The sequence below is a fragment of the Vibrio wakamikoensis genome, assembly GCF_050337275.1.
Taxonomy (GTDB): Bacteria; Pseudomonadota; Gammaproteobacteria; order Enterobacterales; family Vibrionaceae; genus Vibrio; species Vibrio chaetopteri.
In genome coordinates, this window is record NZ_JAKJST010000037.1 from 1 (window position 1) to 25,831 (window position 25,831).

Annotated in this window: 28 protein-coding genes, 1 tRNA gene and 2 rRNA genes; 18 read left to right on the plus strand and 13 right to left on the minus strand. The window is 47.9% G+C overall.

Annotated features, from left to right (window positions below; translation table 11 throughout):
• The 4 genes from L4C42_RS20235 to L4C42_RS20250 form a co-directional block, all read left to right on the plus strand.
• Positions 1-246, plus strand: a 23S ribosomal RNA gene (locus L4C42_RS20235); the annotation flags it as partial.
• A 133-nt stretch (positions 247-379) separates the two neighbouring features.
• Positions 380-496: ribosomal RNA gene (gene rrf / locus L4C42_RS20240) — 5S ribosomal RNA — on the plus strand.
• A 70-nt stretch (positions 497-566) separates the two neighbouring features.
• Positions 567-657, plus strand: a tRNA-Ser gene (locus tag L4C42_RS20245).
• Positions 658-812: 155 nt separating this feature from the next.
• Positions 813-1,805: a phosphotransferase gene (locus L4C42_RS20250; protein ID WP_429761672.1), complete on the plus strand. Its 993-nt coding sequence runs from the start codon at positions 813-815 to the stop codon at positions 1,803-1,805.
• 60 nt (positions 1,806-1,865) lie between these two features.
• On the opposite strand, the gene L4C42_RS20255 is transcribed toward L4C42_RS20250, so the two are convergent.
• Genes L4C42_RS20255 through hemC form a run of 4 tightly spaced genes read right to left on the minus strand, consistent with a single transcriptional unit; the run spans position 1,866 to position 5,915 of the window.
• Entirely contained in the window at positions 1,866-3,047 is a 1,182-nt protein-coding gene (locus tag L4C42_RS20255; protein WP_353497540.1) for a heme biosynthesis protein HemY, read from the minus strand.
• Positions 3,047-4,228 carry a uroporphyrinogen-III C-methyltransferase gene (locus L4C42_RS20260; protein WP_418641849.1) on the minus strand — a complete coding sequence of 394 codons (1,182 nt, stop codon included), beginning with the start codon at positions 4,226-4,228 and terminating at the stop codon, positions 3,047-3,049. The genes L4C42_RS20255 and L4C42_RS20260 overlap by 1 nt, the downstream gene beginning before the upstream one ends.
• Positions 4,212-4,970: a uroporphyrinogen-III synthase gene (locus tag L4C42_RS20265; RefSeq protein ID WP_353497542.1), complete on the minus strand. Its 759-nt coding sequence runs from the start codon at positions 4,968-4,970 to the stop codon at positions 4,212-4,214. Before L4C42_RS20265 ends, L4C42_RS20260 begins: the two co-directional genes overlap by 17 nt.
• Before the next feature lie 6 nt (positions 4,971-4,976).
• Positions 4,977-5,915: a hydroxymethylbilane synthase gene (hemC, locus tag L4C42_RS20270; RefSeq protein ID WP_429761673.1), complete on the minus strand. Its 939-nt coding sequence runs from the start codon at positions 5,913-5,915 to the stop codon at positions 4,977-4,979.
• Between the two features lie 344 nt (positions 5,916-6,259).
• Here hemC and L4C42_RS20275 point away from each other — a divergent pair, with 344 nt between their 5' ends.
• Positions 6,260-8,794 carry a class I adenylate cyclase gene (locus tag L4C42_RS20275; RefSeq protein WP_418641850.1) on the plus strand — a complete coding sequence of 845 codons (2,535 nt, stop codon included), beginning with the start codon at positions 6,260-6,262 and terminating at the stop codon, positions 8,792-8,794.
• A gap of 14 nt (positions 8,795-8,808) precedes the next feature.
• Here the strand turns inward: L4C42_RS20275 and cyaY are convergent, their stop codons facing one another.
• Positions 8,809-9,123: an iron donor protein CyaY gene (gene cyaY, locus L4C42_RS20280; RefSeq protein ID WP_353497545.1), complete on the minus strand. Its 315-nt coding sequence runs from the start codon at positions 9,121-9,123 to the stop codon at positions 8,809-8,811.
• A 74-nt stretch (positions 9,124-9,197) separates the two neighbouring features.
• Between cyaY and lptM the strand changes: the two genes are divergently transcribed.
• The 6 genes from lptM (at position 9,198) to yigB (ending at position 13,897) form a co-directional block, all read left to right on the plus strand.
• Complete coding sequence (gene lptM / locus L4C42_RS20285; protein ID WP_418641851.1) at positions 9,198-9,335, plus strand: LPS translocon maturation chaperone LptM; 138 nt, start codon at positions 9,198-9,200, stop codon at positions 9,333-9,335.
• Positions 9,336-9,348: 13 nt separating this feature from the next.
• The gene (lysA, locus tag L4C42_RS20290) at positions 9,349-10,602 is read left to right on the plus strand and encodes a diaminopimelate decarboxylase (protein ID WP_429761674.1); all 1,254 of its coding nucleotides are present in this window, start codon (positions 9,349-9,351) and stop codon (positions 10,600-10,602) included.
• Between the two features lie 10 nt (positions 10,603-10,612).
• On the plus strand, positions 10,613-11,443 hold the full coding sequence (dapF, locus tag L4C42_RS20295; RefSeq protein WP_353497546.1) for a diaminopimelate epimerase: 831 nt from the start codon (positions 10,613-10,615) through the stop codon (positions 11,441-11,443).
• Positions 11,444-11,524: 81 nt separating this feature from the next.
• The gene (locus L4C42_RS20300; protein ID WP_353497547.1) at positions 11,525-12,241 is read left to right on the plus strand and encodes a DUF484 family protein; all 717 of its coding nucleotides are present in this window, start codon (positions 11,525-11,527) and stop codon (positions 12,239-12,241) included.
• Positions 12,219-13,175, plus strand: coding sequence for a tyrosine recombinase XerC (gene xerC / locus L4C42_RS20305; RefSeq protein ID WP_429761675.1), 957 nt, complete (start codon positions 12,219-12,221; stop codon positions 13,173-13,175). Before L4C42_RS20300 ends, xerC begins: the two co-directional genes overlap by 23 nt.
• On the plus strand, positions 13,175-13,897 hold the full coding sequence (gene yigB / locus L4C42_RS20310) for a 5-amino-6-(5-phospho-D-ribitylamino)uracil phosphatase YigB (protein ID WP_429761676.1): 723 nt from the start codon (positions 13,175-13,177) through the stop codon (positions 13,895-13,897). The genes xerC and yigB overlap by 1 nt, the downstream gene beginning before the upstream one ends.
• Before the next feature lie 6 nt (positions 13,898-13,903).
• On the opposite strand, the gene L4C42_RS20315 is transcribed toward yigB, so the two are convergent.
• Together L4C42_RS20315 and L4C42_RS20320 are read right to left on the minus strand one after the other, a co-directional pair.
• Positions 13,904-14,488 (minus strand): tRNA-uridine aminocarboxypropyltransferase, encoded by a 585-nt coding sequence (locus L4C42_RS20315; RefSeq protein WP_353497550.1) that lies wholly within the window; start codon positions 14,486-14,488, stop codon positions 13,904-13,906.
• Positions 14,489-14,497: 9 nt separating this feature from the next.
• Positions 14,498-15,526, minus strand: coding sequence for a COG3650 family protein (locus tag L4C42_RS20320; protein WP_429761678.1), 1,029 nt, complete (start codon positions 15,524-15,526; stop codon positions 14,498-14,500).
• 43 nt (positions 15,527-15,569) lie between these two features.
• On the opposite strand from L4C42_RS20320, the gene L4C42_RS20325 reads away from it, so the two are divergent.
• A complete protein-coding gene (locus L4C42_RS20325; RefSeq protein ID WP_429761692.1) occupies positions 15,570-16,028 on the plus strand; it encodes an EVE domain-containing protein in 459 nt (152 codons plus the stop codon).
• A gap of 108 nt (positions 16,029-16,136) precedes the next feature.
• Here the strand turns inward: L4C42_RS20325 and L4C42_RS20330 are convergent, their stop codons facing one another.
• A complete protein-coding gene (locus L4C42_RS20330; protein WP_429761679.1) occupies positions 16,137-16,958 on the minus strand; it encodes a Cof-type HAD-IIB family hydrolase in 822 nt (273 codons plus the stop codon).
• Positions 16,959-17,123: 165 nt separating this feature from the next.
• Entirely contained in the window at positions 17,124-18,128 is a 1,005-nt protein-coding gene (locus L4C42_RS20335; protein ID WP_429761680.1) for an alpha/beta fold hydrolase, read from the minus strand.
• A gap of 127 nt (positions 18,129-18,255) precedes the next feature.
• Between L4C42_RS20335 and rhtB the strand changes: the two genes are divergently transcribed.
• Together rhtB and L4C42_RS20345 are read left to right on the plus strand one after the other, a co-directional pair.
• Entirely contained in the window at positions 18,256-18,873 is a 618-nt protein-coding gene (gene rhtB, locus L4C42_RS20340; protein ID WP_429761681.1) for a homoserine/homoserine lactone efflux protein, read from the plus strand.
• 15 nt (positions 18,874-18,888) lie between these two features.
• A complete protein-coding gene (locus L4C42_RS20345) occupies positions 18,889-20,115 on the plus strand; it encodes an EAL and HDOD domain-containing protein (protein ID WP_353497554.1) in 1,227 nt (408 codons plus the stop codon).
• 2 nt (positions 20,116-20,117) lie between these two features.
• On the opposite strand, the gene L4C42_RS20350 is transcribed toward L4C42_RS20345, so the two are convergent.
• Positions 20,118-21,137 (minus strand): amidohydrolase family protein, encoded by a 1,020-nt coding sequence (locus tag L4C42_RS20350; RefSeq protein ID WP_353497555.1) that lies wholly within the window; start codon positions 21,135-21,137, stop codon positions 20,118-20,120.
• Positions 21,138-21,233: 96 nt separating this feature from the next.
• A complete protein-coding gene (locus L4C42_RS20355; protein ID WP_042502891.1) occupies positions 21,234-21,554 on the minus strand; it encodes a DUF2500 domain-containing protein in 321 nt (106 codons plus the stop codon).
• A 258-nt stretch (positions 21,555-21,812) separates the two neighbouring features.
• Between L4C42_RS20355 and L4C42_RS20360 the strand changes: the two genes are divergently transcribed.
• From L4C42_RS20360 to L4C42_RS20375, 4 genes are all read left to right on the plus strand, one after another.
• A complete protein-coding gene (locus L4C42_RS20360) occupies positions 21,813-22,184 on the plus strand; it encodes a DUF4145 domain-containing protein (RefSeq protein ID WP_353497557.1) in 372 nt (123 codons plus the stop codon).
• 945 nt (positions 22,185-23,129) lie between these two features.
• Positions 23,130-23,762: a lysoplasmalogenase family protein gene (locus tag L4C42_RS20365; RefSeq protein WP_429761682.1), complete on the plus strand. Its 633-nt coding sequence runs from the start codon at positions 23,130-23,132 to the stop codon at positions 23,760-23,762.
• Between the two features lie 99 nt (positions 23,763-23,861).
• Positions 23,862-24,101 carry a YecH family metal-binding protein gene (locus L4C42_RS20370; protein ID WP_042502888.1) on the plus strand — a complete coding sequence of 80 codons (240 nt, stop codon included), beginning with the start codon at positions 23,862-23,864 and terminating at the stop codon, positions 24,099-24,101.
• 53 nt (positions 24,102-24,154) lie between these two features.
• A complete protein-coding gene (locus L4C42_RS20375; protein WP_429761683.1) occupies positions 24,155-24,739 on the plus strand; it encodes a YhgN family NAAT transporter in 585 nt (194 codons plus the stop codon).
• 70 nt (positions 24,740-24,809) lie between these two features.
• On the opposite strand, the gene L4C42_RS20380 is transcribed toward L4C42_RS20375, so the two are convergent.
• Together L4C42_RS20380 and rsmD are read right to left on the minus strand one after the other, a co-directional pair.
• A complete protein-coding gene (locus L4C42_RS20380; protein WP_353497560.1) occupies positions 24,810-25,118 on the minus strand; it encodes a DUF1145 domain-containing protein in 309 nt (102 codons plus the stop codon).
• The gene (rsmD, locus tag L4C42_RS20385; RefSeq protein WP_429761684.1) at positions 25,115-25,717 is read right to left on the minus strand and encodes a 16S rRNA (guanine(966)-N(2))-methyltransferase RsmD; all 603 of its coding nucleotides are present in this window, start codon (positions 25,715-25,717) and stop codon (positions 25,115-25,117) included. The genes L4C42_RS20380 and rsmD overlap by 4 nt, the downstream gene beginning before the upstream one ends.
• Positions 25,718-25,831 lie beyond the last annotated feature (114 nt).

Below are 25,831 nucleotides of genomic sequence, written 5' to 3' on the forward strand. Positions count from 1 at the left end.
GAGAGGACCGGAGTGGACGAACCTCTGGTGTTCGGGTTGTCATGCCAATGGCATTGCCCGGTAGCTAAGTTCGGAATCGATAACCGCTGAAAGCATCTAAGCGGGAAGCGAGCCCTGAGATGAGTCTTCCCTGGCACTTTAAGTGTCCTAAAGGGTTGTTCGAGACTAGAACGTTGATAGGCAGGGTGTGTAAGCGTTGTGAGGCGTTGAGCTAACCTGTACTAATTGCCCGTGAGGCTTAACCATACAACACCCAAAGGGTTTTGATGGACTCAAAGCAAGAACAAATTGAATGTGTATTAAGTAACTTTTAAAAAATCAGTTTTCCAGATTTATTGTTTTCAGATTTTCAGAAAATCTGAAGGCAAAACAGAATTTGCTTGGCGACCATAGCATTGTGGACCCACCTGATTTCCATGCCGAACTCAGAAGTGAAACGCAATAGCGCCGATGGTAGTGTGGGGTTTCCCCATGTGAGAGTAGGACATCGCCAGGCTTTGAATACTGTTACTTGCAATAGTAAGTAACCACATCACCAGTGTACGAATCTGTTGATGACAATTTGTGGAGAGATGGCTGAGTGGTCGAAAGCACCGGTCTTGAAAACCGGCAACCGTTAATAGCGGTTCTAGGGTTCAAATCCCTATCTCTCCGCCACATTGAAAAGCCCGCTGAGTAATCAGCGGGCTTTTTTCATATCTGAGATTCTTAAAGCGCTAACCTAGCCACTATCGAACTCCGCTGCCCTTCCGTTTGCTGTCTTTGTCTGTCAAAGTAAGCTTTACTCCTCAACCATTAAAGGTAACCAAACCTTGAGTTCTTGTTCTTACGAGCCAGCAGAGTCCTTGAAAAAACAGCTTGGTGACCAACACAATGCGGTTTCAAAAGAGCCAATACAGAGCCTTTGGAGCGGATATGGCGAACTATTTCGCGTTTATACCGATAACCCTGCGCTACCCAGTCTGATAGTTAAGGCCATTGACCTACCAAAGGTTGCACCTAAGCATCACCCGAAAGGCTGGAATACTGAGCTTTCAAACCAAAGAAAGCTTAAGTCCTATCAAGTTGAATTTCATTGGTACCAGCACTATGTTGCCCGAATGCCTATCGGCTGGGCGCCACGCTGTTTAGCCGCAGAAAGTCATGGCTCGCACTATGAGTTGCTTTTGGAAGATCTCAAGCTAGTTGAGTGTGCTAGGGTGGTAAAAACCCCATCAAACCAAGAGATAGAAACGGCACTTCGCTGGTTAGCGCAGTTTCACGCGTTTTGGTTGGGCACTGAGACTACTAGACTGTGGCAGCAAGGCACCTATTGGCATTTAGCCACTCGCCCCGATGAGTGGCAGGCAATGACGTCAAGTCGTTATAAATCAGCTGCTGAGCGCATAGATGACATACTCAATGATTGTCGTTATCAAACCCTAGTACATGGCGATGCGAAGCTGGCTAACTTTTGTTTCAACGAAACCGGCACACAGGTCAGTGCGGTTGATTTTCAGTATGTTGGCGGTGGCGTGGGGGTGAAAGATGTCGTGCTATTTCTTTGCACAGTGCTCGATTTTGATGATCCTCAGTTATCTATCGACAGCCATGTTGAAACTTATTTTGAAGCGTTACAGGCAGCGCTGGCTCGCTATCAGCCTAATGTGGATGCAAGTGATGTGTGTCATGAGTGGCGAAAGCTACTAGGACTCGCGTGGGCTGACTATCAGCGTTTTCTGCTTGGCTGGAGCCCAGTTCATGTGCGAGTGAATGCCTTTACGAATAAGCTGACTTTAGAGGCACTCGACGACTTTCTGTTGTAAAAAGCCAGTTGTAAAAAAGCTCCTGAGGGAGCTTTTTTATCATTTATAGAAGTGTTCCAGTTACTTACTGTCAATCAAGGTCAACGCTTTACGAGAAACTTCACCTGCTGCTTTAGTGAGATCTTGCTTCTCAAGCGTATCAGCTAGATACGCATAATCCGAAACGTCTGGGCGAACCGACAATGCGCGCTCAAAGTGGCGCTGTGCTTCAGGCCATTTCTCTTCGCGGAAGTAAAACTGAGCGAGAGCACTCTGAGCTTTGGCGTTGTCTGGTTGCTTTTTAACAACATCTTCTAGCATCACAACTACTGGGTGAGCATCCGCTAGGTTCAGCTCTGGTAGTAGAGTATAAAGGTCATCGTGACCTTGCTTCTTCAGCGTCTCTTTAATCACGGTAAAGGCTTCAGCATCCGCTTTGCGAGCGATAAGCTGCTTTGTAAAGCAACCCACTAGGTGTGTGCTTTGACGCGTTTTACGAGGCAGTTTGTTCCAATGACCGATTAGACCCTCACTACCTTGTTGGCTAGCAATGTCTTCAAGCAGGCCGCATTGAGCACGCTCTTCAAGTTCAACTTGCTCTTCAATATCGATAAGCTTGGCTTTGTTAAGCTTTGGCAGTAGATCGATCAGTGCTTGCCACTCGCCAAGTTCACGATAGGTGGTTTTTAGTAGGCTTAGAACGATCGTATTGCTTGGATACTCGGCTTTTAGTGTCTCAAGTGTTGAGGCCGCAAGTTCCCACTCTTCTTCACGCACAGCTTGCTTAGCACGAGTAAGCTGAACCGCGAGATCCGAGTTTTCTTGCTGAGAAGCCAGCTCAAGGTAGTGGTCGCGTTTCGCTTTATCGCCTTGACCTAACGCAGCTTCAGATGCCACGAGATAACACAGCAGAGGCATATCATGATAGTTCGCCCAGCGAGTCACTTTTTTCTCAGCGAGCTTCCAGTCACCTTCTAGCAGCTTAACAATACCTTCGTTAGTGTAGCGGCGAGAGCGGCGCATCTTACGCACGCTGAAGTAGTTGAATGTGGTCACACTGGTGTAGAGGATCTTCTTGATGATGTACTCCAGCAGAAACAGCACGGCAAGCGCGGCAATCACAAAGACAACCAGTGTCGTGACACTCATTTCAATGGTCTTATCGGCAATCGATATCAGCACATAGCCTTGTTGACCAGTGAACTGGGTGCCGACAAACAGCCCTGCGCCCAGTACAACGAAGAGGAAGATTAATCGAATCATTATTTCTCCTCCGTGATAATGGTTGTCACTTCACGGCGCAGGCGTTCGCTAATCACATCAGACAGCTGCGCTTGTGTTTCAAGTTTCACAGGGTAGTTCACTTGGATGTTTTGCTGACTCAGCTTACCCAGTGCCGCATTAAACTCTTTAACGCTGTTATTATCCATATCGAAGAAGGATTCTGACCATTGATCTGCGGTCTCCAGTGACATCTTGTAGATCTCACCTTGCTCTTCGTACACAGCTCGTATTGCCGTCTCAATTTTCGACTTGATGTTCTCACGTAGGTAAAAGTGCTGTTCTGGTGACAGTAGTGGGATAACATTGCCGTCACGGCTGCGAAAGGTGATGAAGTTCTCTGAGAAATCTTTCAAAGAAGTCATCAAGTTATCTTGCCAGTCGTAGATATCCTGCGATACCTGACGTTTTTCTACCGCCGGAGCATCAGGCAGAATAGCGTTGGCAAGTGGCAGTTGGTCGACTTCGCGCTGCAGGGAAGTCAGGCGAAGCACTAAACCATCACGGTCAATCAAAGGTACTGTGCGCAGCTTAGTGATGTCGTTTGCCATGGATTGGCGCAGGGAAACAAGGCTTGGGTCGTTGAGCGCGGCGATGCGTTGATCAGCACTCTCCATCAAGCGTGTTGCACTGACCACATCGTGTTCTAGGAACAGTTTACGTCCAGCCAGCTTTACCAAGTAATCCGCTTCTGCTAATAGCCAATCATTAGGACGGCGGCCTTTTACATCGGCGACAGCAAGTTGCAGGCTCTCGATGCTCTTCTTCTGCTGACCTAATACCACTTCTGCTTTGTGAGTCATGGTTTTTGCTTGCTCTAACGTGTCAGCTTGAACTTGCTGCATTTCAGAGCTTAGCGAGCTTTGTGATGCTTTGATTTGGGCTTCAAGCCTTGCGATACGAGCTTCGTAGTCGCCAGCCTGCTTTTGCATCATAAAGGTCATGCCACCACCTAGTAGCAGAGCAATAATGATGGCAGCTGTACCAAGCTTCACACCACGCTTACCCTGCTTTTCTTCAAACTCAGGGGCTTTTGGTTGCGTGGTTTGGTCGTCGACGGTGTTCGTCTCGGGCTCGTTAGATTGTTCAGTGTTCTCTGGGGCTAGAGTTACGTCTTTTTTGTCTTCAGACTGGATTTGCTCGTCTTTATTTTTGTTCGTCATTGTTTAGTCCTGTTTTTAGACGCTGGAGAGCAGCAAATAGAGTAGAGTTCGATGCACCTTGGCTATTAGTAATGTTATTAAATCCTTGGGCTATCGCTTGCTTGGCGATTCGTTCACTGGGAACCAATAGCCATTGTTGTTTCAACCATGCATGTTGTGATTCTGGCATTGCAGCCACTAAATGATCCAGTTGTTCCGCACTTGTGACCACCATGGTATCAATCTGGGCTTGTTGCCATTGTTCTATCGCGGCAGATTCGACGGCTCGATATTGGCGCTGATATAGCTGCAAATAATGCACATGGGCGCCTCGTTTCGTCAACTCATCGAAGATGAGCTCACGCCCGCCATTGCCACGAAGAATGACAACACGCTTGCCGGCAACGCCGACTAGCTCAGGCATGGCGAGCAGGTGTTCACTGTCGCTAACCGAGGGATAGTGTACGTTTTGTTGCACTATTTTGCTCAATTCATGTGCGGTTTTTTGACCAACCCCAAGATAAATAGCGTGATTCGGCATGCTGTCCGGGTGTGTTGAAAGCGGCTTTGAAAGGCCATGCACGGCGTATTGGCTGACTGCTATAACAATGTCGGCGCAGCGAAGTTTGGTGAGTTGAGATGAATCGAGGGAAGTCAGATGAATATCAATAAGGGGGTAATGGAGGGCATAGCCCCCCATCTTTTCAATCAGAGCGCAGAGTTCAATACCTTGGGTTTCAGGCCTTGTCACCAGTACTCTCATCAGGCATTACTCGTGATCTTGGTAAAGCTTCTCAAGGATTTCTTTAGCGCCATCGGCGAGGAGCTGGTTCGCTAGCTGTACACCCAATGCTTCGGCATCTTGGCGGCTACCTTGGATTTCACCGCGTACGATTTTGCTGCCGTCGGGCTCACCGACTAGAGCGCGTAGCCAAATGTTGTCACCATCAATCAGAGAGTAGCTGCCAATTGGCACCTGACAGCCACCTTCTAGCGTCAGGTTCATGGCGCGCTCACAGCGCACACGATCGGCGGTTTCTGTGTGGTTTAGTGGCTCCAGTAATTTGATCAGACGCTCATCATCAAGACGGCACTCAATGCCAACCGCGCCTTGGCCAACTGCAGGAAGAGATTCCTCAGGCTCGATAAAGCTGCGAATACGTGACTCAAGCTCAAGACGCTTAAGGCCAGCAGCGGCAAGAATAATGGCATCGTACTCACCGTTGTCGAGTTTACCCAGACGGGTGCCTACGTTGCCGCGCAACTCTTTGATGATCAGATCAGGACGCTGCTCTTTGAGCTGACACTGCCTACGCAAACTACACGTACCGACGATAGCGCCTTGCGGTAGGTCACTAATGCTTGCATAGGTATTAGAGACAAATGCATCACGTGGATCTTCACGCTCACAGATGGTCACAAGCCCCAGGCCTTCTGGAAAATCAACCGGGATATCTTTCATCGAGTGCACAGCTAGGTCAGCACGACCTTCCAGCATCGCCACTTCAAGCTCTTTAACGAACAGCCCTTTACCACCAACCTTTGCTAGGGGCGTGTCTAGGATAATGTCGCCTTTGGTTACCATAGTCACCAATTCAACCTCGAGTCCAGGGTGTGCAGCAATCAATGCGTCCTTCACATAGTGAGCTTGCCATAGTGCAAGGGGACTTTTACGGGTAGCAATTCGAATAGGCTGAGTCTGGGTCATAGTGTTCTCGTAAGCATCTCGTTTGTTCTGATGGTTCAATCGTATCATTGACTCAAAGAAATGCTTAGCGATTTCCCAAACCCGAGCACAAACGAGAACTTTAGCGATCACAGATATTATCAATAGTGTGAGATTAATCGCATTTGTTGTGGTAACTACTGTTAGAATTGTCCGCTATGATTTGGAAGGCTGAACCAAACGCCACCGCAGTGGGTATTGAGTTGTTGTAGTGCCGAGTATCACTTTACCGCTTATAATAAAAATGATACATTGATCACGTTTTGGACGCTTGTTTGTTTAAAACCTATGCAAAATAGCAGTTAGATTGAACCTAGGAATCACCCTTGCAGGCATACACTCAAACCCTTATACAAAGGTTAGATACCCTAAACCAGCAGCGTATTGAGCGCGCGCTGGCGCTTATGGATCTGCAAGGCCAACGTGTATTTCAGCTTATTCCAGCACTGTTTCACTTCAACCACCCGATCATTCCCGGTTTTTACGAAGCCAGTAGCCCTAGCGGCTTGTTTGGTTTTGAAGCCAACGAACTCCAGCAGCAATTCCTCGATGATATCGCGCTCGCATTGGGTCAACCTTTGCCGCAGCCAAGTCAAAATGAGATCCTTGGTTTGTATACGATGGGAAGTACCTCATCGATAGGTCAAAGCACGTCGAGTGACTTGGATATATGGGTCTGTATCTCCCCGCAAATGTCGACTAAATCCAGAGAACTGCTCAGCAATAAGTGTTTGCTGATAACAGACTGGGCAAAAGGCCTTGGGGTGGAAGCGAACTTCTTTTTAATGGATGAAGATCGTTTTCGTAGCAACATCTCTGAGGAGATGACGGGTGATAACTGTGGTTCATCACAACACCTATTGCTACTGGATGAGTTCTATCGTTCTGCGGTACGCCTAGGCGGCCAGCGCCTGTTGTGGCAAATCGTGCCGCCAGAGATGGAAGAGTGCTACGAAGATTACGTTGCTAAAATGTGCAATGAAGGCCACATCAATTGCGATGAGTGGATTGACTTCGGGCGTCTGAATCGCATCCCTGCAGAAGAGTACTTTGGTTCGAGTCTGTGGCAGCTCTATAAGAGCATCGACTCCCCTTATAAGTCGGTACTTAAAGCTATTTTGCTTGAGGCGTATTCTTGGGAATACCCGCACACCCAATTACTAAGCATTGATACTAAACGTCGCTTCTTTGCCCATGAGCCTGATCTCTATGGTATGGATGCGTATTATCTGATGCTTGAGAAAGTAACGCGCTATCTTGAGCGTATTGACGATGAGACCCGCTTGGACTTGGTTCGTCGTTGTTTCTATCTCAAAACGCACGAGAAACTATCTCGCGAGCCTGGTGTCGGTTCGATGCCATGGCGCCGTGAAGCGCTGACGCAAATGACCACCAATTGGAATTGGTCGCAAGAGGTGCTTAAAGAGCTCGACAACCGCCGTAACTGGAAGGTTGAGCAGGTGATGCAAGTGCATAACTCGCTGCTTGATGCACTGATGCTCAGCTATCGTAACCTGATCCAATTTGCGAGACGCAATGACATCACCTCGGCAATCAGTCCGCAAGACATCAGTATTCTTGCTCGTAAGTTGTATGCCGCGTTTGAGGTATTGCCGGGCAAAGTCACTCTGCTCAATCCGCAAATCTCACCTGATTTACATGAGCCCGATCTAACGTTTATCGAGGTTCAGCAAGGTAAGAGTTACCAGTCGGGTTGGTATCTGTATAAGCAGCCGCTGATCCCGCATCGAATCCTAGGCCAAGCACCACTCGAGCATAACGAATACTTAAGCAAGCTTGTTGCTTGGGCGTTCTTTAATGGCCTTATCACTGAGTCGACACGTTTGAACTCGGTAGTGCGTGATGCGCATATTGATATCGATAAGTTCTATCAGATGGTCAGTGATCTGCGTAATACCTTCTCGTTGCGCAAGCGTCGCCCGAGTATGCAAGCATTAGGTAGCCCATGTGAGATAAGCCAGCTTGCCATGTTCATCAACTTTGAGAACGATCCGACGCAGGAGCTTTCTGCGAAGGCGTCTAAAGTTGATTTGAAGAATGTTGATATCTTAAGCTTTGGCAGCGAAGGTAAAAGCCTGATTGGTTCGGTCGATTTGGTGTACCGTAACTCTTGGCATGAAGTGCGCACCCTTCACTTTGAAGGTGAAACGGCAATGCTGGATGCGCTGAAAACTGTGCTCGGCAAAATGCACCAAGATGCGTTCCCGCCAGAGTCGGTAGACGTGTTCTGTTACAGCAAGAACTTGCGCGGCGTGTTAAGAAACACGGTCTATCAACTGCTAGCGGAGTGTATTGAGCTGCGCTTGAAGCCGATTGACCAGGAAAAGCGTCGCCGCTTCAAAGCACTGAAAGTCGCCAACCAGATGTATGGCTTGTTCTTTGAACGTCGCGGTGTTTCGGTGCAGAAATTGGAGAACTCGGTGGACTTTTACCGCAGTATCTCAACCAATAAGCTGCAAGGTTCACCGCTGCTCATGCTGGATAAAGAAGTGGAGTATCAGCTGCCTCAAGTGGTCGATGGGTTTGCCAGCGAAGGTTTGATTCAGTTCTTCTTCGAAGACACTGACAACGGCTTCAACATTTATGTGTTGGATGAATCAAATCAGATTGAGGTTTACCATCAGATGCGCGGCAGCAAAGATGAGATGATTGCTAGCGTAAACAGTTTCTACACCTCAAACGTCAACGACGACAATGAGGTGTCATCGAAGCTGATTAACTTCAACTTGCCGCAGTACTACCAGCTTGTGCATGCGGAAGAAGGAGAGCCTTACATCATTCCTTACCGTAACGACGGCGGCTCTTCCAACTCTCGTAATTCAAAAGCAGTCAATGCTTGATGCATCGGTTGGGCTTATACCCAATCGATGTCTTCACTCGCGTGTTTCTCACACTCTTCTTTGACCATAGTCATCAGTTCAAGACCGGTCTTTGAGCATATCCACTTATCTTCAATCAGCTTGAAGTGAAATCCACCTGATTTTGACGCAAGCCAGATTTCGTGCATCGGCTCTTGGCGGTTGATGATGATTTGACTGCGATCTTCAAATTCCAGTGTCATGACGTTGCCCGTCACTTCATAATCGATATCGGCACCCGATTCGTCGATGGCTTCTTCGATGTTTTGTAGTTGAGCATCGACCAGTTGGTGAAATTCCGTGTCGTTCATTTTGTAATCCTATTGCTTTTCTAATTCGTGGTGCGATTATAGGGGGCATTGATTCAATAATCACGATATGCAAAATGAAAAAGACGATTACAGCAATGTTTATGCTTGTAATAGTAGGACTAGCGGGATGCGGCCAGACTGGCGACTTGTATATGCCTGCTGAAGACGCACCAACCAACGAGCAAGCACAAATAGCCATCGACACAGTGTAAAGGGATACAGGATTTGGATTATTTCAACTATCAGGACGATGGCCAGCTTTGGGCCGAGAATACGTCACTTACCGAACTTGCCGAGCAATACGGCACACCACTTTATGTTTATTCTCGTGCGACGCTAGAGCGTCACTGGAATGCATTTGATAAATCTGTTGGCGACCACCCACACTTGGTGTGTTATGCAGTGAAAGCGAACTCGAATATCGGTGTGCTTAACGTACTGGCACGTTTGGGTTCAGGCTTTGATATTGTTTCTGGCGGCGAGCTAGAACGTGTGGTTGCCGCGGGTGGCGATCCTAGTAAAGTGGTGTTCTCAGGTGTAGGTAAAACCGCGCAAGAGATGCGTCGTGCGCTTGAGCTTGGTATTAAGTGCTTCAATGTTGAATCGGAACCTGAGCTAGAGCGTCTAAACCAAGTCGCTGGCGAGATGGGTGTCGTAGCACCAATCTCACTGCGTATTAACCCTGATGTCGATGCGAATACTCATCCATACATTTCAACCGGTCTTCGTGATAACAAGTTTGGTATTGCGTTTGATCGCGCACCAGCGGTCTACAAGTTTGCCAGCAGCTTACCTAACCTAGCGGTTCATGGTATCGACTGCCATATCGGCTCACAGCTAACGGATATCGAACCATTCATTGATGCGACCGATCGTTTGTTAGCCCTTATTGACCAATTACGTGGCGACGGCGTTGATATTCGTCACTTAGATGTCGGTGGTGGCCTTGGTGTGGTTTATCGTGATGAGTTGCCACCACAGCCATCGGATTACGCCAAAGCACTGCTAGCTCGCTTAGAGAACCATCCAGAGCTTGAACTGATTTTTGAGCCGGGTCGTGCGATTGCGGCTAACGCTGGCGTACTACTGACTAAGGTTGAGTTCCTAAAGCACACTGAGCATAAAAACTTCGCCATCATTGATGCGGCAATGAACGATCTTATGCGCCCGGCGCTGTATCAAGCATGGCAAGATATCATCCCGGTTACGCCTCGTGAGGGTGAAGCTACGACTTACGATTTGGTTGGCCCAATCTGTGAAACGGGCGACTTCATCGGTAAAGATCGCGCCTTAGCACTTGAGCCAAGCGATCTACTGGCCGTTCGCTCAGCTGGTGCTTACGGTTTTGTTATGTCTTCTAACTACAATACGCGACCACGAGTTGCAGAAGTGATGGTTGACGGCGAGACGGCGCACCTTGTACGTAAGCGTGAAACCTTAGAGAGTCTTTGGGAACTAGAAAGCATTTTGCCGGAGTAACAGAACCACTATGCACTTCCACTTTTCTAAAATGCACGGTTTGGGTAACGACTTTATGGTTGTTGACTGTATTACCCAGAACGTTTTCTTTTCACCTGAGCTTATCCGCCGTTTAGCAGATAGGCACACAGGTGTTGGTTTTGACCAACTGTTGATTGTTGAAGCACCTTACGATCCTGAAACGGATTTCCATTACCGCATTTTCAACGCGGATGGCAGTGAGGTAGAGCAGTGTGGCAATGGCGCACGCTGTTTTGCTCGCTTTGTGCAGATGAAAGGGCTCACCAACAAGTACAGCATCAGTGTCAGCACTAAGAAAGGCAAAATGGTGCTCAAGCTAGAAGAGAATGACTTGGTGACGGTCAACATGGGTCAACCTGAGTTCGAGCCGAGCAAGATCCCATTTAAAGCTAAGCAAAAAGAAAAGACCTATATTCTGCGTGCTGGCGACCATACCTTATTCTGTGGTGCCGTCAGTATGGGTAATCCCCACGTCGTCACCGTGGTTGATGATACGCAAACCGCGGATGTGGATAATTTAGGTCCGCTATTGGAGTCGCATGAACGCTTCCCAGAGCGCGTTAACGCAGGCTTTATGCAAGTGCTTAGCCGTGATGAAGTGAATCTTCGCGTCTATGAACGCGGTGCGGGTGAAACCCAAGCTTGTGGTAGTGGCGCGTGTGGTGCGGTCGCGGTGGGTATCGTGCAAGGGTTACTGGATGAAACGGTGCAAGTGCACTTGCCGGGCGGCGATTTGAAGATCAGTTGGAAAGGTCCAGGTCATCCACTGTATATGACAGGCGCAGCGGCTCACGTTTTCGATGGGCAGATTTCTTGTTAGCCAATAACCCATTATACTAATGGCGGGTCTTTTGAGACCCGCCATTTTTTTATTATCTGACAGGGATTAAAGGGAATCATTTTGTCTGAGTTTGAAGCGAGCCATCTAACAGCAGAAGTGGTAGCAGAGTATCTTTCTGATCATCCAGATTTTTTTAAGGGTAGAGAGTCGTTAGTAGAGTCGCTTTCCTTACCTCACCAGCAGCAAGGTGCGGTGTCTTTAGTGGGGATTCAACTGCAACGACAGCGTGAACGCATTGAAGCACTGGAAGAAGAGATCACCGCCTTGATGTCGCTAGCTGCTCGTAATGATAGAACCTTCTATGAGTTTATGTCGCTGCAAGAAAACCTGTTGAAGTGCCATGATCTGCAAAGTGTCGTTTCAGCCATTAAATACACCGCAACCGGCCTGAATCTGCGTGGTTACCTTAAGCTTATCGACAGCGATGACCATGCCGACCCATTGTCGATGGAAAGCTGGAAACGCTTTACCACCAATCATCTCAATGGCAAAGAGGCGTACTTAGGGCGGCTACGTCAAGCTGACCGCAGCATGCTATTTACTGAGCAGCAAATCAGCGATGGCCAGGTGCCAGAGCTTGGTTCTTACGTGGTTCTGCCGCTCAAACGAAAGTTTGCTCAAGGTCTGCTCATCTTCTCAAGTGACGACGGAGGTCACTTCCAACCGGATATGGATACCCTGTTTTTGCGCCACCTCGCGCTGGTGGTTTCCTATCTATGCGAGCACCTCGATTGGCAGGTGCAAGAGGAAGACAATGTCAGACCAAGCCACGCCTAAAGCAAACCTTCCTAGCGAGCTGCAAAAGCCGCTAGATAAGTTCTACGAGTATCTGCGTAGCGAGAAAGGGCTTAGCCTGCATACTCAACGCAATTACCGCCAGCAGCTTGAAACAATGGGGCAACACCTAAATGAAATGGGCGTGAAAGCTTGGACTCAAGTGGATGCTGGGTGGGTAAGGCAGCTTGCGGGTAAAGGGATGCGTGAGGGGATGAAAGCGAGCAGCATTGCCACGCGTCTATCGTCGCTGCGCAGCTTCTTCGATTTCCTTATTCTGCGTGGTGAACTGACTGCGAACCCTGCAAAAGGCGTCAGTGCGCCGCGTAAACAAAGACCTCTACCTAAGAACTTAGATGTGGATGAAGTCTCCCAGCTTCTGGAAGTGGATGAAACCGACCCGCTGGCGATTCGCGACCGCGCCATGATGGAAATGATGTATGGCGCAGGGCTACGTTTGGCGGAAATGGTGGGGATTGATGTTAAGCACCTCAATTTGTCGAGTGGTGAAATTCGCGTTATCGGTAAAGGTAACAAAGAGCGTAAGGTACCTTTCTCTGGGTATGCGACGGAATGGGCGCAAAAGTGGCTTAAAGTGCGTGGTGAGCTAGCAAAGCCGGGGGAGCCAGCATTGTTCGTCTCCAAACTGGGTACGCGCATTTCCCATCGCAGTGTACAAAAGCGCATGGCGGAGTGGGGACAAAAGCAGTCCTTGGCAAGTCATGTCAGCCCACACAAACTGCGTCACTCGTTTGCGACTCATATGCTTGAGTCGAGCAATAACTTACGTGCGGTACAAGAGCTGCTTGGTCATGAGAACATCTCAACCACACAGATCTATACCCACCTTGATTTCCAACATCTTGCCCAAGCGTATGATCAAGCTCACCCTAGAGCACATAAGAAAGGTAAGCCTAAGCAACAAGAGGATTCCTAATGCGCTTTTATCGTAGTCTAGAGACCATCAAGGCGATGACCTTTGACCTTGATGACACCCTTTATGACAATTGGCCGATCATTCGTGAGGTAGAGAGAAAAGCGACTCAGTGGTTGCAGCAACACCACCCGATTAGCCAGCAGTGGGACAAAGCCCAGTGGCAAGCGTTCAAATTTCAGTTAGCAGAGACAAACCCGATGCTGAAACACGATGTCACCGAGTGGCGTTATCAGCAGATAAAACAGGGGCTGGGGCATTTGGGTTACGATGATCCCAAAGCTACCGAGGCTGCGAAAACGCTAGTAAATCATGTGTTGAAATGGCGCAGCGACTTTGATGTTCCACATGAAACACATCAGTTTTTGACAACCTTGAGTAAGAAGATGCCACTGGTGGCCATCACCAATGGCAATGTCGATGTCGATAAAATCGGTTTGGGGCGCTACTTTTCCTTAGTGCTAAAGGCAGGCCCTGATGGCAGAGCCAAGCCTTATGCGGATATGTTCGACAAAGCGGCAGATTTTCTGGCCTTGCCGCGCCAGCAGATCTTGCATGTGGGCGATCATGTGGTGACGGATGTAGCAGGAGCCAAGCGTAACGGTTTTAGTGCTTGCTGGTTTAACGATAAAGGTCTTGAGCCTCGTGATGTTCGTCGAATGAAGCTGCTGCCAGACGTTGAGATAAGCCGCATTGAGCAGCTGCTTGATGAGCTCACGCGCTAATAGGCATTATCGCGTCAAAGCGTGTCCGCTGCGCTCTGCTTGAAAGCGCAGCATATACTCGTCAAAGAACGTGAGCATGGCGTTGGCGTCTTGCTCGCTTGCTACTTGTCGAGTGATCTCAGCACACACCTCAAAAGTACACAAATTCCCGGCTTGTTGGTTTCTTCGCAATGCATATCTCGATAGCTGTTCTGTATCCAGATGCACTTTGGGTAGCGCTTGCAGCCAAGCGCTGCGATTGAGCATCTTTTTCGCTTCCTGCCAGGTGCTATCCAACACAATGAAGTTACTCATTTTCCCTGGCTGCTGCGCTTGCCACTCATCAAGCGGCACACTGTCTTCACACGGAAAAACCAATACGGGCAGGTTAGGACTGGTTTCTGGCAAGCAGCGCTCACAGGGCTGTTTACGTTGCCACTGGGTTACCTGGCTGCTCGCAAACAATCTATCGATCAGCTTTCCAGTATTGGTTGCTCGAGAAAGCTCATTAGGGTGAGTGAGTAGGGTAAAGCAAAGATCAGAGGCGATCGTTGGGATCACCTCACAATAGCAATTGTGGATAAAACCACAGGTTGTGCACATCGGCTTCATGGTCGGGATCTATTCGCCTTTATACAGCACCAGGCCGCCATTAGCGATGGGGTAAACGATATCGCCCACTTTCTCTTGTTTTGCGATCAGCTTATTGCCGTCTAGGGTGAAAATTCGCTGTGACACTAAGTATTGCTGCTGGTGGCGCGTCATGATGACTTGCACTTGCTTGTTATTCAGTTGCTGCCAAAAACCGCGCTCTTCGGTGGCTGGTGAGTTGTCTGGGTACTCATAGCGAGTGATGGCGGTATGGTCTGGGAGTAGCGTCATTGAGACCGTGAACCCAGCCGTTTCAGTGGACTGTGCAACATAGTTGCCAGTCCAGCTTAGCGTAGTATCCGAGTTGGATAACGTGGCGCAGCCTTGTCGAGTTTGGCCGTCTATGGTGATGACGCCAGTCCAGCCATACAGGGTGTCACTCATGGTGTCGTTACACAGCTTATTGCTCATTTGCAGATTGGCGTCGTCAAACTCGTATCGGCGTGTCGTTTGGGTAAGCTTGCGATCTTTGAGCTTGAGCGACTGCTTGTCTTCACCCATCATCGCAAAGCTTGCTTGTTTGCTGTTGTCGAACTTTAGTGACCAGAAAGGTTCGTTACCCAGCACCTGAGTTGGTCTTAGTGGTTGATCGCAACGCTTTGGGTTTTCTGCGGTGAGCATGTTGACCTGTTTCACCACAAAGCGCCCGGTGTAATCGGAATCAAAACCGCGATGGCTTGGCGGCTCAAGATAGCCGATAACTTCAGCATAGACGGGCTGATAAGGCTTGCGGGTTAACTTCTCAGCTTCAGGGCGAACGTTTTTGGGCAGTTCGAGCCAATATTGGTGCTGACTGCCACAAGGCTGAATGGTACGTGTCTCATGACCAATGACAGCTTGTCCGCGCATCACATAGGTTTGCGGTGTGATCGTTTCTGGACGTGATAGCTCAGCAGAAGGCACTTGAGGTGCGCTTTGCGGCGACTCTGAGTTGAAAGACGAACAGGCTTGAAGCAATATGAGCGGAGCAACCGCGAGCGGTAAACGCGACATTGTCATTGAATTTTCCTTATTTGAAACGATCACAGGTATCCACACCATTATGGCATATTGGTTATTTAAAACAGAGCCAGATGAGTTTTCCATCGACACGCTGCGCGTAAAAGGAAGCTCATGCTGGGAAGGCGTTCGTAATTATCAAGCACGGAATATGATTCGTGATCAGATGAAGCTGGGCGATTTAGTGCTCATTTATCACTCCTCATGCAAGACAATAGGCGTGGCTGGTATTGCTCGTATCACCAAAGAGGCCTATCCCGACCACTTCCAGTTTGATATCAACAGCGACTACTACGACCCTAAATCGGATCCTGATAACCCGCGCTGGTTAATGGTAGACATTGAATATGTCGAAAACTTTAAGCGCGTTCTGCCGCTAAGTATCCTTAAAGGGATGCCTGAGCTTGAGAATATGCCGTTGGTAAAACGAGGTAATCGCTTATCTGTGATGCCAGTAGCAGAGTCTGAGTGGTCAGCGATTTTGACGCGAGTGGCTCGCTAGATTTGTGCGTGAGACTTTTTGTTCCAGGAAATAAAGATCAGTAAGCTCCCATGCCCAATGGCGAGGATATGCGCCATATAGGGGTGAGCATGGGAGGATACGACTTCGTTACAGTAGGTGTTTCTTTAAAAACTCTGCAACGGCATCATCGGCATTGCTGCCAATGACGGTATTGTTTGGTAAGGCTTTTTTCACTTTCTCGTGAGCATTTTCCATCACAAAACCATGACCCGCCATGCTCAGCATCTCGGCATCGTTCATGCCATCGCCAAATGCGATACAGTTTTCAAGTCCGCACCCTAGCTTCTCGGCGACAGCTTTCAGCGCTTCACCTTTAGACACTTCTTTTGCCATCACTTCTAAGCACCAAGGTGTTGAGAATGCGATATTGAGCGAATCACCAAACTTTTCGCGCAGTGCGTCTTCAAACTCAACCAAGTGTTCATGGTCTTGCTTTGGGTGGGTGATGAAAATCTTAGCGATACCTTGAGTTGGTGCGTTGCTGGCATCAAACAAGGTATAGGTAAAGCCCGTCTCAGTATGGAATTTACGTAAGAACTCATCTTCTTGGTTTAGTAGCCAAGTGTCATCTTGATACATGTGAACAAACAGTTCGCTGTCGGTGTTCAAAGCACCCACTACAGATTGAACCATGTCTTGTGGAATGTTTTCGCTGTATAGCAGTTCATCTTTCTCATCATGAACACGGGCGCCGTTAGAGGTGATCATGTAAGCAGGAATACCGACCGATTCGCGAATGCCTGCCACGTCTACGTGATGACGACCCGTGGCGAAAATAAAGGTGTAACCTTTCGCGTGTAGCTCTTTTAAGGTTTGTTTTGAGTTGGCGCTTAGAAGGTGATCCGGTGCCAGTAGGGTACCGTCTAGATCAGAGGCAACAATTTTGATGGAATCTCGATTCAGGGTCATAGTTCTCTCTTGGTGTCACAGGTAAAAGCGAGTCGCTTGGCGCGGCCAATAAAGCCGTCACAATGGTGACAATTGTAGGGGATCTAGGCGCAGAAAAAGAGGGTAAATGGTGAATTGATTTGTTTCCTCATTTACCGACTTTTCCGCAATTTATGGCTTTCAGTTCTATTTATCAGTAAAGAACGTGTTGTCGCCAAAGAATGTGGTTATCGCATCCAGTGCTTGGTTGCGATATTGGTCTTTTTCAAACAGCACTTCGTGTTTGGCGCCATCGACAGTCACAAGGGCTGCGTTGGCATTGGTGCCTGCCAGTTTATTGATAAAACGCAGTTGGTCTTGGTTACTCACAATTTGATCGGCGCCAGCTTGGACGACAAGCAGTGGAATATTGACCTGCCTCGTCTGTTGAATACATTGTTTAGCCGCCATCAAGCCTTGCCATACCCAACGCGTGCTCGGGCCGCCAATTTTTAGCTCTGGCATCTTTTCATACAGGTCACGAAACCAGTGGTAACGCACTTTACTTGAAGAGAGCGGGTTGATGTTGAACGGTTTTGCTACATAACCTTGATAGCCGGGTGCATAGGTTGGGGTTGGGTAAATCGCTGTCATGATCTGCGAGAGCCAAATGGCGATCGGCTTCAGGTACCAAGGGACGTTCACGCCATACATGGGGGCGCTCAGTGCAATCTTATCGAAACCATGATTAGGGCGAGTTTGCAGATATCGAGTAGAAATATTGCCGCCCATCGAGTGTGCGAGTAAGTGGCGCTGCTCATAGTGGCTTAAATCAAAGCTCTCTAGCAGCAGCTGCATGTCATCGAGGTAGTCGTCAAACTCATTGATGTGACCCATTTCAGGGTTGGGTGCTAGGTGAGTAGACAGTCCCTGACCGCGATGATCAAATGAATAAATGTTGTAGCCTTGCTGGTAGAAGTCGAAAAACAGCTCCTGATATTTCCAGGCTGACTCGATGCGCCCGTTGACGACCACAAGGGCTTTGGTATGGCTCTCGTGGGTTAACTTACACCAATAAAGCTTTGTGCCATCTTTTGCTCGGAGCTTGCCCTCATGGCGACTCTCCCATAATTGAGCGATTTGTGTGTTTATTACTTGCTCAAATTGTGGCTCTTGAGTATAAGAGATGTCAGTAGCATTTTTTTTGTGCATACATAGGCCTACTTCAATATTTGTGTATAATACACTGTTTTTTCGACATTTTTGTGTCGATGTACAGGGTAATTAGTCCACGGGATGTCTTATTTAGTTAAGAGTAAACCAGTGGTGAGGAAATACAATGGATTATCATGTTTGGTTCGCTTACGTGGTGACAGCAATCGTGTTCAGTTTGGCGCCGGGATCGGGCACCGTTAATTCGATCAGCAATGGCTTGAGCTATGGGACGCGTAAATCCCTTGCAGCCATTGCGGGTTTGCAGATCGGGCTGGCGATTCATATTGTTCTGGTAGGTGCAGGTATTGGCGCACTTGTCGAACAATCTGCATTGGCATTCAGTGTGATCAAGTGGGTTGGGGTGGTGTACCTCATTTGGCTTGGCATTCAAAAATGGCGAGATACAGAATCTGTATCCGCTAAAGCTGCACATGAAAGTCGCAGTGCAGGACAACTGCTGCGCAGTGCGGTGCTGATCAACCTCACCAACCCGAAATCGATAGTGTTTTTGGTGGCACTGTTTCCGCAGTTTATCGATCCGGCGGGCGACCAGTTTCAACAGCTGATGATTTTAGGCATTACCACCGTTGTTATCGATTCTTTGGTCATGCTTGGTTATACCTCGCTTGCCTCTCAGATGGGGCGTTATATCCGTTCAGATCGAGTTATGGGACGCATTAACAAAGTGTTTGGCTCTATGTTTGTGGGGTGCGGCGCCTTGTTGGCCGCAGCCAAGTCGTAGGCTAGCGGTTTGGATATGTACGCCACCTACGTGGCTCGTCAGCCCATCTTTAATGCACGTCGGCATACTTTGGGCTACGAGCTGCTGTTTCGTGATGGTGAGCGCAATGCGTTTCCGGCTCATGTTGAGGCCAACCGAGCGACTTATCGCCTTATCGCAGAAAATTTCCTTGCTCTTGGGGTCAATCCCACGATTTCTAATTCCCGCTGCTTCATTAATTTCCCACAACAGAGTCTAATACGTCGCTTACCACTCATTTTGCCAAAAGAGCGAGTGGTGATTGAGATCTTAGAAACCTGCGAGCCCAATGATGAGCTTTATGAGGCCATCAAAGAGTTATCGCGCAGCGGTTACATGATTGCTCTTGATGACTTTGTTTATAAGGAAGCGTGGGAGCGTTTCCTGTCCTTTGTGCAGATCGTTAAGCTCGACATCATGTCGATGGGTGTCGAACAAGCCTGTCAATTTGTTAAACGTCAGAAAGCCAAAGGCAGTCCAAGGCACTATCTGGCTGAGCGAGTGGAAACGGAACAGGAGTTTTTGCTCACCAAACAGGCCGGATTTAAGTTCTTTCAGGGCTTTTTCTTTAGCAAACCCATCATGGAAAAGCAGGTCTATATTAGCCCTGAGCAGCTGGTGGCCATGGAGCTGTTTCAGCAAGTGTGTGTGCCTGAAGTCGACTTTGATAAAATTGAACAGATTGTCGCCAAGGATGTCTCTTTATCCTACAAGCTACTGCAGTTTGTGAATACCATGAGTCCGCGTCTAGAGTCGGAGATTTCATCGTTTCGCCAGGCTTTGGTCTACCTTGGACAAGACAAGCTCAAACTGTTTGTGTCACTCACCGTGGCGTCATTTATTTCAAGCAACAAGCCTAAAGCTCTGTATGAGCTATCGCTGCAGCGAGCGCAATTTTGTCGCTTAATGACCAAATACCCGCCATTTAGACAATACAAAGATCAAGCCTTCATGATAGGTCTGTTCTCGATTTTGGATGCGTTGATGGATCTCTCTCTTGAGCAATTGATTACTCAACTGCCGTTATGTGAAGAGATAAAGCGCGCTTTGCTTGAGCGCCAGGGGCCGTATGGTCGTCTATTGTTGATTGGTGAGTGTTTTGAATCTGCAGACTGGCAAGGGCTTGAGCAGCACCGGGTGCAACTTGGTGTGTCACAAAATCAGTTGTTTGCAGCGCTGGCTGATGCACAGCGCTGGAGCCAAAAAGTTCAAGCGTTGAGTTAATCTCACTTCTGCTGCGGTTTCTTCGGTAACACACTCAGCATGTTTTGGTAGGCCATCTTGTCGGCAACGTGCGTCGGAAGTGCGGACAAGATCGGCGACCATACTGCCAAGGCTCCTGCCTGATATTGGAACTGTCCAACTACATCACTACCAATCATAAACCGCTCTGGATAGGCTTCAATCAGCGATAGCCAGCGGCGATCAATTTGCCCCTGAGGCATCATAACTTCAATCAAACTCCATGATGCCAAGATATACAGGTTATCGTGCTCGCTTAGCAAATCCGCAACGGTCTGGTACAGAAACTTCATGGTGATGGTTCTGGTCAGAGTCGTCGTCGTTCCTGCGTGCGCCCAGAGAAAGCGGGTGTCTGGGTGCTGGTTTAGTGCTTGTTCTAGCTCTTGCAAGTAGAGAGGATTGTCTTCTCGCTGTGAGGTGATGTTGGTGTGCAGCAGTACCGGCATATCGTGGCGCGCGGCGAGGTTATACACCTTGCTCAGTGCAGGGTGGTTGGCTCGCGGTTTTTCATCTGAGGTCAGCGCGGTTAGGTGGTCATGGCGGGTAATCACTTCGCCAATACCTTGCCAAAACCCAGGACGGTAGTTGAGCTCTCGCTCGATATGCTCAGCTGCATTCATGTCTGTGGTGTTGAAGCCACTGACAAATGGGTGCAGTCTGGCTTGGCTTTCGGTTGGCAATGATTCTACTTCACGTGCGATGAGTTCATCGGTGAAGGAGTAGTAATACACAGGAGTATCGTCACCGTAGACAAAGCGGGGCGCTTTTGGTGCGCTGGCACCCCACTTTTTCATCACGGGTAAGCCCATGACGTAGGCATGGTCGATGTTTTGTTCGTCCATGGTGCTGATTAATGCTGCAGCGCCATCAGAGCGTTGGAAATAGTCGACAAGGTGGACTTCGGCGTCATTGATACGCCCCTGATAGGCGGCACTGCAACCTGATGTGAGTATGGCAAAACACGCAAGCATTGCATTGCGTGTCGCGCTTGAGGCTAATTTCATGATTTACGTCCCTGTGATTTAGCTTTGCTAAAACTATCACGGCTAACGCTATCACGACAGCTAAGTGACGTAAATCTAAGCGGTTTGCTGTTTTTACTAACGCTTAAGAGCGAAGTGTAAGAATTTATCACCTTGATAGGTCAGCATCCCTTTGTCACCAGGGTTAAGGTGGTGATAATAGTGAACGCCGATCTGAAACTCTCGCTTGGGCCCGAAGGTGCCTTTTTGAATATAGATCCAATACTCGTCTTCTTGGGTTGGATCTTCGGTAGCCACCACCTGCTTATCGAGAATAGTGACCGCCGCTTTTCGTTCCGGTGCATCGACACCAAACGTGTGCTTTCGTTGAACAAAAACAAAGAGATAGCCGGCGACGCCAATCAGTAGCACCACCGCTAGAATGAGAGAGATAGGCATACAAACCCCGTATATTCCAATGCGCTGGAAGTAAGATCGCATAAAAACCGCAGAAAATAAGCTGTCATCGTGTGTTTTGCCGAGAATTTTAGGCTCATATCACACAAAAGGCAGTGGAATTAGGGTTAAATCTTTACTTGAATTTACCTAACAATTGTCGAATTCTTAATACAGATGGTTAACAATGGAGTGAACCGGAAGTAAAGACATGAGCCAGCACGGCTTTTTCACATTTCGCTGGTGTTGGGAGGGATGGATATGTCTGATATAGAAAGTGTGGTTATCCGCACAAGACGTTTGGAAAAATTGCTCAGGCAGCAATATCGAGCGGATGGTAAAGGTCTGCATCAGCTAGTGACGAGCTGTGAAGAGCGTCTGCCTCATGATGTGGTTAGTAAATTGCGTTATATCGCCACCATTCGCAATAAAATCGTTCATGAGGACGATTTTGAATTAGACGACAAGTCTGGTTTTTTACGTGCTTGCGATGAGTGTGAACAAGAACTCACACCACGCAGTAGCCGTTTTATCTGGCGCACCGCGATGTGGCTGATGGCCTTGATTACTTTAATCGCGATGGGGTTTTATTACGTGCACTGGGAAAAAGTGCTGCACATTCTCGCCAAATAGTCGTGTGAGGTAGTCGATTGACGCTCAAGCGAGCGGCTAGTCTGACTATTCATCAAACAGAAACGAAAAAGGGACGCTGAAAGCGTCCCTTTTTTTGATCTTACGGTTTTGACTCAGTCAATACTAGTAGAGTATCGGCAGTGTCATTAGCCCTACTACTACGGCTATCATCACTAGACCTTGCTTCTGAGAAGATGAAATCATAACACTGCTCCTTTCAATAATTCTGTCGTTGGAAATAAGAATAGCACTGTTTTTGGCTTTTAGGCAATAATATTCTCAAATTCTTTCTATTTTATGACCTTTTCTAACGGTAATTTGATCTTAATGCCACAAAGAAACAGTGTATTTATTTTGTGCTAATTTTGTCCGCATGACGTTTTGTGATGTATATCCTCAATAACACGTTGTTTTAATTGGATTAAATTGTGTTTACATGTTGCTCAATAAACCGATGTATACTTTTGAGGCTTTGGTGTTCTCACTGGTCTCAGTGGTGTTTGTAGTGATGTTGGAGCCAAGGTTTTTCGCCTCAGTTATCTTGAGGGGTGAGAAATTGGTCTGGGTTTTCTTGCTCAGTGATAGAAAACCGATATTTTTGTTAGGTTATTAGAAAGTTAACGTTTCTTCGTGTTGGTTCGTTTTAAATTAATACTTTTTTAAAACAGTGGCTTACTGGTCTTTTGGGAAGCGGATATGAAAGGAATATGTTGCCATGCTCCAGTAGAGCAGAAGAAATAGAAGCTCTATTGGCTAATAGTTAAGTAAACGTTTGCTTTTTAAGTTCATGCTTTTGTCAGTAACAAGGCCTATAAAGGCGTGAAATTTGCCAATGTCAAAACGAGAATGGTTTAGTTTAAGACAAGTCCAACTTTTACCCCTTACCACTGGACAGGATAAGTGAGCTTCATACACTGGGAGCGATAATAAGAACTGGGTATGTGTATGTGGAGTTGGCTGGCAGTCGCGCTTTCGGGCTTGCTGTATATTTTTGCGGATGAAAAAGGGGACAAGGTCAGAATGGTGCTGTTCAGTTTGCTGACGCATGCACTGTTGGCCACAATGATATTGGCCACTGACCATTTGCAGTCCTATCAAATGTGGATGTTGCTTGGGCTTGGAGTGTTCGCGGTGAGCGACGCGATAGCACAGTGGCAACAGCATACTAAATTGAGCTTTGTTGGCTTTATCCTCGCTCAGCTGGTTTATAGCTGGGCGATGTGGGGAGTCGTGAACAGTCAGTTTGTGCTCTGGTTGCCTGCACTACTGCTGTGTATTGCCATAGTGACATTTCTATTACTTTTACCGCGTTTGGACTCGTTTTTAATGCCAGTGGCATTCATGGGACTATCTTTAGTGCACTTGCTTTGTGCTGCAGGAGAGGTGTGGCTGATCGCCGGTACTTCATCATCTACCTTGGGCTTTTGCGGGGCGCTGGTATTGATGTTATCTGCACTACTTTTGGCACTCGACCAATATCACTTTCAGTCTAGGCGAGCCCGTTATGCGGTATCTGGTAGCTACTATGCAGCGCAAAGTTTGCTGGTCGCTTCTGCTTTGTCTTTCGCGGCGCAGTAACCGATTATTGGTTTATGTCTGCGCCTTTGCGATAGATCATCGAGATTGGCAATAGACTGGGCTAGCATGGCGACCTGAACATTTAGTAAGGTATTCATCATGACAGCATCTGACATCCACGCTCATAAAGTTCTTAATCTGTTGCGCGAGCAGCCGATGAGCCGAACGCAACTTGAGCAAACCGTTATTGAGCAGTTTGGCGCCAATGCCACTTTTCGCACTTGCAGTCGCGATGGTTTTGACCTTGACTCTTTACTGGCTTTTTTTGTCGAAAAGCAAAAAGTGATTGAGAATGATGGACTGTGGAGCCTAAACATTGAGCGCGTCTGTTCTCACTAAACGATAAATAGCCTGCTATACTCCCAGAAAATTTCGTTAGCAGGCTGTAATCCATGGATATTCTTTCAGCGGCGACCATGTTATTCCTCATCATGGATCCGCTCGGCAACCTTCCCATCATACTTTCAATACTCAAACACGTCGATCCTGAGCGTCGTCGCAAGATACTGGTGCGCGAGTTGTGTTTTGCTTTGCTCATTCTGCTTCTGTTCCTTTTTGCAGGCAAAGGCATACTTAGCTTCTTACACGTTGAGCCAGAAACGCTGAGTATTTCGGGCGGTATTATCTTATTTATCATTGCGATTAGGATGATTTTCCCACAGGCGGGCAGTGTGACGGGGTTAGCCGCAGGTGAAGAGCCATTCATTGTCCCTATGGCGATCCCTATGATTGCGGGGCCATCAGTGATTGCGTCCGTTTTGCTGCTCTCAACGCAAAATCCAGACAGTTTGGTTGAGCTGTCTGCTGCGGTGTTAATTGCTTGGGGCGCAACGTTCTTTATTTTGATGTTCTATAACTTCTTCCACAAACTGCTGGGAGAAAGGGGCTTGAAAGCGGTCGAGCGCTTGATGGGCTTGATGCTGGTGATGATTTCCACCCAAATGTTCCTAAACGGGCTGAAAAGCTACATGGGTTAATCTCGAGACATAAATAACAAAAAAGAGCCGCATTCGCGGCTCTTTTTCTATTACTTGTTCGAGATCGAGACTACTTTTGCTCTTGGCTCTCGTCATCTTGCTCTGGCGCCGGTCCCATCATGTGCTTTTGGCGGATATCCAGCAGTGCGAAAATACCAAACGCCAGAATTGAGTATTTCTCCCAAGTGCCGAGTTTGAGTTTATCGCCGAAGGCACCAATGAAAATCGCCATTTGAATGCCGTGCATCATAAATAGGAATGCGGTCATGATGTACAGCGCGATCGCGCCCTTACCTGGAAATGGGTGGAAGATGTTTAAGATCAACACAAACCAAACAAATCCAAAGGCGATTTTTGCCAGCATTAATAGCGCTTTCATTGTGATTCCCTCTCAAATAATCGGTAGCTAACCTGACCCGCTGTTTTTTCTTTTAGGAGATCCCAGTGCTCTGGGATAGCGTCAAGCTGCAGTTCTTTTTCCGTTTCAATATAGATTAACGCATTGTTAGCCAGCCAGCCATTGCTCTCTAGGCGTTCTATGACATCCGGTAGCAACCCTTTGCGAAAAGGAGGATCGATAAACACCAAATCCTGTGGTTGCCCAGCTTGAGACAAGAAACTCAGTGCATCACCGTGATGAGCTTTGATGTTGTCTGCTTTGACCAGTGCGATATTACTGACAATTTGCTTGTAGGCTTTGTCATTAAGCTCGATCATAGTGACTTGTTCGGCTTGTCTCGACGCGGCTTCAAAACCTAGACCGCCGGAACCTGCGAACAGATCGAGCACTTTGGCGTGCGGAACATCTTGAGCTAGCCAGTTAAACACCGTCTCTTTGACGCGATCGGTGGTGGGTCTGAGTCCTTCTGCATCGTGCACAGGGAGCTTGCGACCACGCCAAAGTCCGCTGATGATGCGAACACTGCCCATCTGGCTAGATGGTTTTTGTGATGGAGTTTGCTTGCGACGTCTAACCATAGATTTTTTGACCGCCAATAAAGTGATACTATAACGGGCTCATTAAAGAGCTTAAATTGATAAGTGACGAAGTGTACCAATCTCTGAGAAAAGTTTTCACTGCTTTGTCACAAT